Here is an 11,366-nt window from a genome sequence, read left to right as displayed (position 1 = left end):
GTTAAATATTACATTAAAAGTTAAGTTATGATTTTATTATTAAACAAGTATAAAAACCATTTTTAATGGTTTCCTACTTCTAACGGGATGCGTTTTATTTTTGTTTCTTTTTCGCAGTCAGTTTTCCCTGAGATTGTGACGGTGGCGGACAAACTCCAATCACTTGGGCATGAAACTGTCTACTGGATAGGTAGTTCAGAGCCGACTTCTTTTATTGATGAAAAAGGAGACTCAGGCTTAATGGACAATAATTTTTTGCTTTCACTATCCAATCAAGTTTCGCTTGACGCTGAAGACGTCAGGATGATTGCTGACAAGGAGCCACATATTTTTGATTTTCTACAACGAACGCACCCCAAAAAAGCCTTTCCGGAATTGGAACGTATCTATCATACTTTACTTCTCTGCTCAAAATGGTTGATCCTTGAAAAAAAACCGGACGTAATTGTTTTTCGCATAGTTCCAAATATGCCACCACTTCATTTTATTCTATACAGTCTGGCTCGAGCAAAAGGAATTAAAACTGTCATTTTTTCCGACACTTGGGTTAAAGGGAGAGTCTTGGCTATGAATGATTTTACTCAAGGAACACCCGAACTTAAAGAATTAAAAAATGAAGACAGAGAAATAGAGGTTTCCGATTTGTCAGAAGATTTTCAGGAATATTATAATTTTCAGACTAAGGATTTAAAACGTGGGGTACCAGTCTACATGCCCAGTATTTTGAATAGTTATAATTTGGGTGGACGCGCCAAAGCTGGTTTTCGAGCTTTAAAAAAAGCTTGGGAGATAAAAATACTTGGGAAAATGTGGAAGACCCTACTCTCTCATACTTATAAATGGATTCAAACTCATTCAAGTAGGGAATTGCCCAGAGCTTACAAAAAGCTATCTAAAGTAGCTGATTTTGAAAAGCCGTTTATCTATTTCCCTTTGCATCTCCAACCGGAATTTTCCACCAATCCCTTGGGAGGTTACTTTAGAGATCAGATCTTGGTGCTAGAACTTTTGGTTACTCATTTACCGAAAAATTGGTTTATTTATATAAAAGAACACCCAACGCAGTGGCCAGTTGGTGGTACCAGGCGGGGCTCGTACAGGCCAAAAGATTATTATCGCAAGATGGCTAGGTTTCCAAATGTTAGATTGGTTCCAGTAGATACCGATTCTTTCAAACTCATTCGAAATTCTAAAGCGGTTGCGACTGTAAGTGGGACGGCTGCTTGGGAGTCGACTATGCGCGGCAAACCTTCTTTGGTTTTCGGATATCCTTGGTTTATGCACGCTCCAGGAATTTTTGTTATAAGTAACTCTTCGTCTTGTAAGGATGCAATGAAAAAAATTGAAATGGGGGAAAAGGTAGATGCCAAACAAGTCCTTTCTTACCTGAAGCGGCTAGACGATAACAGTTTCAAGGGATGTTTGGATTTGAGTTATCGAAATAATCCAGAACATTTTACAACTACATTTGAAGTTCAGGCCGAAGGCATGTTAAAAAACATTCTACGCTTGATATGATTTAGGGTTTGGAATTTAAAATTATTATATGAGATTTTTATTTATAGGATTTCCGACAACTGTCTTTCCAGAAATAGTTGATGTTGCCAAGGAACTGAAAAAAAGGGGTCACAAAATAGTCCATTGGGTCCGGGCTTCTGGATTTGCTCCTGATTTGCCGGAAGAAATTAAATCTCTTGTAGAGTTCAGATGGAATTACGAGTGGAGCGATGAGAAAAATCCGTGGGTAATAAACAATATGGAAAAAATCCCACCTCTGGATGCGGAAGATTTGTCTTACTTTGCTCCTTACGAATCAACAATCCTCTATCAATTAAATAGAATATATCCGAATCATAAAGTACCCGAGCTTTATAGAAATTACTACGAATATTTGAGGTGCTGGAAAGGTTTGTTTTTAAATCTTAAACCGGATATCGTGGTTTTTCGCACAATACCTCATGAACCGACAAATACTATTATTTTCCATCTGGCAAAAAAGATGGGAATTAAAACATTAATATTTAACCAGCTTTGGGTAAGTGATCGAATTTTGCCTATGTCAGATTTTGAACAAGGCACTGCCGATCTGCGACAGTATAAAGAATCTATAAGTGGGAATGTTAATTTAGATGAGCTGAGCCCAGATTTACTTGATTATTATCAGTCACAAACATCAAAAACTAAAGATAATACACCTGTTTATATGCCCAATATCATGTCGTCTTACACTATCTCGGGAAGAACCTTGTCGCGTATAAGATCACTTTTCAGAAAGGATTTACATAGGGGTTTTTGGTATCGCCTTACCTCTTCTTTCCGATTATTTTTCTTTTGGCTTGGATCTCGATTAAGTAGGGAATTACCTAGTCTTTATAAGAAGCTTTCATCTGAGCCTGATATGACAAAACCATTCGTTTATTTTCCGTTGCATTTTCAACCGGAACTTTCAACGAATCCTGTAGGCGGTATCTTCAGGGATCAACTTATGGCTCTAGAACTTTTAGCTGCCAGTTTGCCCGTGGGTTGGGAGATTTATGTAAAAGAACATCCGACACAGTGGAAAGTTGGTAGTAGTCGACACAATTCGTATCGGCCGAAAAATTACTATCATTCAATAACAAAATTTTCTTCTGTTAAACTGGTGCCGATTGAAACTGATTCTTTTGAGTTAATTAGTAAATCCAGATCTGTTTCGGTTATAAGTGGGACAGCCGGCTGGGAAGCTTTGCTTCGAGGTAAGCCTGTTATGATATTCGGATATCCGTGGTATCAGGATGCTCCGGGAGCGTATCGGGTTGAAGATCTTTCTTCGTGCAAGGACGCTTTTGAAAAGATAGAGAAAGGAGAGATGTTCGATCAAAAAGAAATGTTGCAGTATTTAAAGAGTTTAGACGAACTAAGTTTTAGGGGTTGTTTGGATTTAGAATATCGGTCTGATCTAAATTTCTTTAAGTTGACCAAGGAAGAACATGCCAATAATATATTAGAAGCAATACTAAAAAATATATAATCCCATTAGAGACGACAAAGTTATGTTTTATATCTATTTATTACAAAGCGAGAAAACAGGCAAATGGTATACTGGAAGCACAAAAAATCTACGGAAACAAACGAGATTTAAGCGGCACATCAAAAGTTAAGTTATGATTTTATTATTAAACAAGTATAAAAACCATTTTTAATGGTTTCCTACTTCTAACGGGATGAAATTATTTTTAATAGGATGGGCGGAGAGTTGTCCGGAGTTGGTTGATGCCGTAGAAGAACTGGAAAAAAACGGTCATGAAATAGTTTACTGGGCAAGAAATGAAGATCCCGTAGCTATTGATCATTCACGTTTTCCAAATACAGCTTTTCACTCCTACCACGAAGCGCGAAATAGTATTCCGACCCCGCAAATTCCATGTGATAAATATCCACATCCGGATGAATCTTTACTCAAAGAGCTTGCCAGTACAGAGCTTCTGGTTCTGCCAATGATGAATAAAATCTATCAGGGGCTATCTGTTTCAGAACGACGGCAAATATTTATCCAGTTTATTCGTTACTGGTTAGGTTTGATTGATCAATATAAACCCGAGCTAATATTTTTTAATACTACCCCACACGCACCACTTTACTTTGCATTATATGGACTAGCGAAACATCTAGGGATTAAGACGTCAATGTTTGAATTTACTTGGGTTGAGGGCAGGATGATATGGATGGACGATATTCAAGAAGGAAGCTTGCTTCTTCGTGACAATTTCGAGCGTCTGCGCTCCTCGCAAATAAGCGCTGAAGATCTTCCTGCAGATATTAGAAAACTTTACGAGCGGCATAATGATCCTGAGGTTGATACGTCGCCTTCTTACCTAACAGATGGCCTTAAAACATATACAGCTACAAAAAAAATAATACGTAAAATTCGTAATTTTTTTACGAGTATTTTCAAGCCAAAACTTTTTTTTAGCAAGGCTAGAAGATTTTATATAAACCTGCCTAATATGATTTCTAAGTTGTCATATTACTTTAGACATAATTTGCCTCGCGCATACAGATCTTTGCAGATTGCACCAGATTTTAATCGAAACTTCATTTATGTACCACTACATCTTCAACCAGAGTGCACAACCAACCCCATAGGCGAAACTTTTCAAGATCAAATTTTTCTAATTGAGACACTCGCAGATTCCTTACCGAATGATTGGGTTATCTATGTTAAAGAACATCCTTTTCAGTGGCCATATTACGGAAATGGTTTTACTGAAGATCGTTACCGCTCTTACTATGGGAGGATTGCACGCATACCTAATGTTTTTCTCGTACCAATAGAGACGCCAACTTTGGATCTTATAGGAAAGTCGCAAGCAGTTGCTACTGTCTCTGGTACGGCTGGATGGGAGACAATACTTCGCGGTAAAAAACCGGCTCTTGTTTTCGGCCGCGCCTGGTATCAATATGCCCCCGGTGCAATACGGATTAAAAGTAAAGAAGATTGTCGGAAGGTCTTCGATATGATTACAAAGGGATTTTCTATTCCTGTGAACGATACCTTGGCGTATCTTTTAGCGCTTGATAAGTCTAGTCTAGTTGGATACATTGATAGCGAATCAAAAAAAGTTTCCAAACTTACACCCAAAGAAAATATGCAAAATTTCCTGGATGCTTTTCTTCTGATTTTAAAATAATTTTAGTTCGGACGTTGGTCTACCTCTAAACTGTCAGACCTTATTGACAAATTTTATTCTAATTTTTATTACTGTTGATTTTATCCTTTAAAATAAGGCTGAAATAGGATTCTGAAGAAATAAATTCTGTTATATGTTGACAACAGTAATGGGTAATCTTAATGTGGAGGAGTTTAGACTTATCAGTTATCTACCTACTAATAAAAGTTATGAAAGTAAAAAATTCGGTGTTTGCAAGAATAACGGCGAGCTTAATAGCTGTTTCTTTTCTTATGCCAACACATACACTTCTATTTATTAGAGAAGTTCGTGCACAACAAACTGAAGAGACCAGTCAGGAGGTTATTCCTCAAAAAGAATCTTCAGAGCCGGTTTTCTCCATTACTTTAGGAGGGCAATCTGAACCTTCTAACACTGAAGACAAACAAATTCTTGAGAATAAGGATAGAAGCGCTGACTTAGGAAGGGTGGGGGAATTAAGAAAAGAAAATGATGATCGTAAAATTGAAGTTAGTACAAGCGAAGATAAAATTGTTGAAAACCCTAATGCCATTAATGCTTTTCTTCCCGATGTCGATGTCTTGACGGGAGCTGCTTTGTATAAATACCCTATTGATTTACCACCAGGACGAAATAATATAGCTCCTGATTTGAACCTTGTTTACAATAGTAGTCTTGCTGTCAATAATAGTTTCGTTGGGTATGGGTGGTCAATTTCTATTCCTTACATTGAAAGAGTAAATCGGAATGGAGCGCATCAATTCTATACAAATGCAACTAGTACATTTACCTCTTCGCTTTCCGGCGAGCTCGTGCTTGACAGTGGTAACACTTATAAATCCAGAGTTGAAGACGGCTCTTTTCTAAACTATGAATTTTCTGATAATAAATGGATTGTTACTGATAAATCTGGAACTAAATATTTATTTGGAACAACCACACAGTCACGACAACTTAATGCTTCATCAACTGACCAGATTTATAAATGGATGATTGAAGAGATTCGTGACGCTAACAGTAATTTTGTAAAATTTAATTACATTAGAGATAATAATCAAATATATCCATCAAGTATTGTATATACTAGCCATAGTTCTAACGACGGTATTTTTACTGTTGATTTTATCCATGAAAATAGGGAAGACCCTGTACCGTCCTATGATGCAGGATTTAAAGTTATTACATCAAAACGTATTTCAAATATTCAGATTAAAATTGACAATTCTTTAACAAAAGAATATTTATTGAATTATACAACCGGCTATAATGACAACCGATCACTTCTTCAATCTGTTGTTGCTTCAAGCACAATCGGTCAATTGCCCCCTACTGAATTTGAATATCAAACAATAACTACCAATCAGGAATTCGACCCCGACTTCTACCAACTGCCCTCCCATTACCGCACCACCGAACAAGATTACTACTTCTGGGGACTTAGAGAATACGTCCAGCTTATCGACGTCAATGGCGACGGTTTGCCTGATTACGTAGTTGCACCCGATATGGCTGACGATGACGGTATCATTCCCGACAACAACAACCTTAAGCCGAGAGTTTACTTAAACACCGGCACCGGCTGGCAGTTCGACCCCGACTTCTACCAACTGCCCTCCCATTACCGCACCACCGAACAAGATTACTACTTCTGGGGACTTAGAGAATACGTCCAGCTTATCGACGTCAATGGCGACGGTTTGCCTGATTACGTAGTTGCACCCGATATGGCTGACGATGACGGTATCATTCCCGACAACAACAACCTTAAGCCGAGAGTTTACTTAAACACCGGCACCGGCTGGCAGTTCGACCCCGACTTCTACCAACTGCCCTCCCATTACCGCACCACCGAACAAGATTACTACTTCTGGGGACTTAGAGAATACGTCCAGCTTATCGACGTCAATGGCGACGGTTTGCCTGATTACGTAGTTGCACCCGATATGGCTGACGATGACGGTATCATTCCCGACAACAACAACCTTAAGCCGAGAGTTTACTTAAACACCGGCACCGGCTGGCAGTTCGACCCCGACTTCTACCAACTGCCCTCCCATTACCGCACCACCGAACAAGATTACTACTTCTGGGGACTTAGAGAATACGTCCAGCTTATCGACGTCAATGGCGACGGTTTGCCTGATTACGTAGTTGCACCCGATATGGCTGACGATGACGGTATCATTCCCGACAACAACAACCTTAAGCCGAGAGTTTACTTAAACACCGGCACCGGCTGGCAGTTCGACCCCGACTTCTACCAACTGCCCTCCCATTACCGCACCACCGAACAAGATTACTACTTCTGGGGACTTAGAGAATACGTCCAGCTTATCGACGTCAATGGCGACGGTTTGCCTGATTACGTAGTTGCACCCGATATGGCTGACGATGACGGTATCATTCCCGACAACAACAACCTTAAGCCGAGAGTTTACTTAAACACCGGCACCGGCTGGCAGTTCGACCCCGACTTCTACCAACTGCCCTCCCATTACCGCACCACCGAACAAGATTACTACTTCTGGGGACTTAGAGAATACGTCCAGCTTATCGACGTCAATGGCGACGGTTTGCCTGATTACGTAGTTGCACCCGATATGGCTGACGATGACGGTATCATTCCCGACAACAACAACCTTAAGCCGAGAGTTTACTTAAACACCGGCACCGGCTGGCAGTTCGACCCCGACTTCTACCAACTGCCCTCCCATTACCGCACCACCGAACAAGATTACTACTTCTGGGGACTTAGAGAATACGTCCAGCTTATCGACGTCAATGGCGACGGTTTGCCTGATTACGTAGTTGCACCCGATATGGCTGACGATGATGGACAAATTCCTAATAACAATAATCTTAGTCCAAGAAGATATTCCAATAAAGGAAAGGCTTCCGATTATCTTTCAAGGATAAATATGTCGGAAGGAGGAACCGTTCAGTTTGACTATAAGCTTGAGGCGATAGTGGGACCGAATCCTCGTCGGCCGTTTTATCCGCAAAGCCTGTATGTTGTTAAAAATATGGGAGTTGGCGACGGCTTGGGAAACACAGCAACAACTTCTTACAGCTACTTTGACGGCGAATACTACTATCACGCTGATCAGTTCAGACAATTTGTCGGCTTTGGGAGGACGGAAAAAACTGACCCGGCGGGGAATTTAACTAAAACATATTTTCATCAAGGAAATACAACTGCAACTTCCACCGGAGAATACAACGATCATGTTTCCAAGGCTGGAAGGCCATATCGTGTTGAGCAATATGACAACAGTGGAAATCTATATGCTAAAACTATAAATAAGTGGGACAGGTTTGACTTGGGTAACAAATCTTCATTTGTAAAATTAGCTGATACTCTTGAATTTCTCTACGACGGCAATAGCACTCACAGAGAAAAAGCCACGAGCTTTTCTTATGACAACAGTACCGGCAACATAAGTCAGAGAACTGAATGGGGAGAAGTGAGCGGGAATGATAATGGCACCTTTACTGATATTGGATCCGACAAATTTACCACTAATATTTCTTACGCTACAAGCACGGGTGGGCCACCTTTGTTTTACTTGCCGAGCGTAGAGACAATACTTGATCAAAATAGCAACAAGATTCGCGAGACTCGCCGCTACTATGATAATTTGTCTTTAGGTAATCTGGGTAAGGGAAATGGAACCAAGACGGAATATTGGAAGTCTGATAACAATTACATAAGCGTTGAAAAAGTCTATAACAATTTCGGTTTGGTAACCGAGGAAAAAGACCCTAGAGGCAAAATAACAACTTACGTTTACGATCTCCACAATCTATATCCTGCCACTACTACAAATCCGCTATCACATATAACAGAAAGGTACTACGATTATTCTTCAGGTAAACCGCGAGAAATAATAGACCCTAACGGAAATACTTTTCAGGTCTTCTACGATTCATTTGGCAGAATAATTGAAGAAAAACAGCCGGATTTGGACTCACCGGGAAATCTAGTCACCAAGACCGCTTTTTCCTACGACGACTTCAGTTTTCCACGCTCAATTAAAAGAACTGATTATCTTAATTCCGCCACTTCGTCTGATGCGTATACTTATCTTGACGGGCTGGGAAGAGTGATCCAAGAACGTAGAGAGGCTGAAGATTTCAATAATTTTTCTGTTCGCGATTTTGCCTACAATGCCATTGGTAAAATACAGAAAGAATCACTGCCGTATTTTTCTACCGGCGCAAGCTCTACACCTGCTACCACCACATCCGCTCTATACATCGAGCATTCTTATGACGCTCTGGGAAGAGTTAAAACAATATTCAATGCCTTAGGAACAACCGCTAATACCTATAACGATTGGAAGCTTACCGTTACCGATCCGCTGAATAAAGTAAAGCATTTCTACAAAGACGCATATGATAATCTTGTTAAAGTTGAAGAAATCAATAACGCAAATACCTATACCACGACTTATAACTGGAATGGCAATAGAAATCTTACAAAGATTACTGACGCTGAAGGTAATATCCGCAACTTTACCTATGACGGGTTAGGTAGGAATTTAACGGCAGAAGATCTTCATAATCCCACAGACAATACTTTTGGTATCTGGTCTTACGATTATGATCCTGCGGGTAATTTGGCTTCTAGTACAGACCCGAAAGGCCAAAACATTATATATACATATAACGACCTAAATCGTCGTCTGACAGAAAATTACACCGTCTGGTCTGGAACAGAAGTGGAATACGGTTACGACTCATGCCCGAACGGTATCGGCCAGCTTTGCAGTGCCACAACTACAATTATGGTTCTATCAAATGAATATGATCCTTTAGGTCGTGTTAAAAAAGAAACCAAAAAGATTATCAACACGAATTACGCCACTCAATATGAGTATGATCGTCAGGGCAATTTAACTAAGCTTACCCACCCGGATAGTTCATTTATCAGCTACGATTACAACAAGGCCGGTCTATTGGAAAAGGTGGCCTGGAAAGAGCCGACTTCAATATATCCGAGCGTCTTGGCGCACGATCTAGATTACTCTCCTTTGGGTCAAGTCACTTACCTCCATTACGGAAATAACGCTTCAACGACAAATACCTATGATCCTGACAAGCTCTACCGCCTGTCAAACAAAACTACTCGCTACAATGAAAATGTCTGGCAAGATTTATCCTACACTTATGATGCCGTAGGAAACATCACTAAAATTATTGACAGCTCTGATACAAACACAGCCAAGATGATTGATTATGCCTATGACGATCTGCACCGCCTGACTTCAGCTTCCACAACTGATGCTGTCGGCGGAAATTATTCAGAAGCTTACACCTATTCAAATATCGGCAACATCACATCCAAATCCGATCAAGGGAATTACTTATATGAAGGCAACCAGGGATCAAATTACGCCAATCCTCATGCCGTAACTTCCATCGCTTCCAATACTCTCACTTACGATAAGAATGGAAACTTAACCGCTCTCGGTCAATCATCTTTCTCTTGGGATTACCGCAATCAATTGACCGAAATTTCAAACGGCGCCACCACCACAACCTACTCCTACGATCCCCAAGGCAATCGTTTAACCTATGCCATAAACAACTCTGCCACCACCACTTATATCACTCGGCATTATGATGTCAAAAATAGAAAACCGACCAAGCATATCTACGCAGGCGACGATCTGATCGCCACGATTGAAACAAGTGTCTTACAAACAGGCGGAGGAGGATTTGGGGGATTTGGCTCCATGTCAGAGCCTATAGACGCAAGTGCCAAGATATTCTATCTACACCCCGACCATCTCTTAGGCACCAGTGTCGTTACCAAAAGCAACGGTGGATTAGAAGAGTTAACCGACTACTATCCGTATGGTAAGATAAAACTAGACGAACAAGCCAGCACTTTCAAAACGTCAAAGAAATACACCGGCCACACCTACGATGAAGATACCGACCTTAATTACATGAACGCCCGTTATCAAGATGGGAAGGTTGGGAGATTTATCTCACAAGATCCGGTCTTTCTGGCGGTGGGGAATTCACAGGTAATAAAGGAGAAGACGGGACTAGAATTAGAGCAGTATCTTTCTGATCCGCAACTCTTGAACTCGTACAGTTACGTCAAGAACAATCCGCTTAAACACACCGACTCCACCGGAGAATTCATTGACATCTTTCTTGATGTCGGCTTTATTGGCTATGATCTATACAAAATCGGTCAAGATATTGCCCGAACTGGAAGTGTCAGCAGGGAAAACATTACTGCTTTAGGAGCTGATATTGCCGGTGCTGCTTTGCCGGGAGTGGCGGGATTAGGATTTGCGGCTAGGATTGGAGGGAAGGCGGATGATGTTAATGATGCAAGAAAAGCAATTGAGAGAGTTATTGACTCAAGTAAATCACTAAGAGTTGGCGATTCAATCGGAGATTTAGGCAAAATTGTAGAACCTACAGCAGGAAAATTTGGTGGATACACTCCATATTCAGCCATGAGATCTGAAACAAGAGGCGTCAGTCATCAAGATGTGTTGAATACCATAGGAAATCCTGTCGCTAAATTAGAACAAACAAGTGGAAGATCTTTGTATCTTACAAAAGAGACGGCTGTTGTGTTAGATAATAAAACTAATAAAGTTATTACTACTTACTCAAAAAAGCAGTTTGAACCACATATAATCAAGTTTCTTAAAAAATATGCGGAATAAA

4 protein-coding genes are annotated in these 11,366 nt (G+C 40.4%); all 4 read left to right on the top strand.

Annotation, left to right across the window (positions count from 1 at the left end; all coding sequences use genetic code 11):
* The first annotated feature begins 87 nt into the window (after positions 1 to 87).
* The 4 genes from QY304_02135 (at position 88) to QY304_02120 (ending at position 11,365) form a co-directional block, all read left to right on the top strand.
* Complete coding sequence (locus QY304_02135) at positions 88 to 1,518, top strand: hypothetical protein (protein WKZ26182.1); 1,431 nt, start codon at positions 88 to 90, stop codon at positions 1,516 to 1,518.
* A 28-nt stretch (positions 1,519 to 1,546) separates the two neighbouring features.
* The gene (locus QY304_02130) at positions 1,547 to 3,010 is read left to right on the top strand and encodes a hypothetical protein (protein ID WKZ26181.1); all 1,464 of its coding nucleotides are present in this window, start codon (positions 1,547 to 1,549) and stop codon (positions 3,008 to 3,010) included.
* A gap of 193 nt (positions 3,011 to 3,203) precedes the next feature.
* Positions 3,204 to 4,670, top strand: coding sequence for a hypothetical protein (locus QY304_02125; protein ID WKZ26180.1), 1,467 nt, complete (start codon positions 3,204 to 3,206; stop codon positions 4,668 to 4,670).
* Positions 4,671 to 4,879: 209 nt separating this feature from the next.
* Positions 4,880 to 11,365, top strand: a complete 6,486-nt coding sequence (locus QY304_02120; protein ID WKZ26179.1) for an FG-GAP-like repeat-containing protein — start codon at positions 4,880 to 4,882, stop codon at positions 11,363 to 11,365.
* The last annotated feature ends 1 nt before the right edge of the window (position 11,366 follow it).

The organism is Candidatus Paceibacterota bacterium, from assembly GCA_030583745.1.
GTDB lineage: Bacteria > Patescibacteriota > Minisyncoccia > Phycocordibacterales > BOKC01 > BOKC01.
Note: the sequence above shows the minus strand (reverse complement) of the source record. Positions and strands in the feature narration are given on the sequence as shown.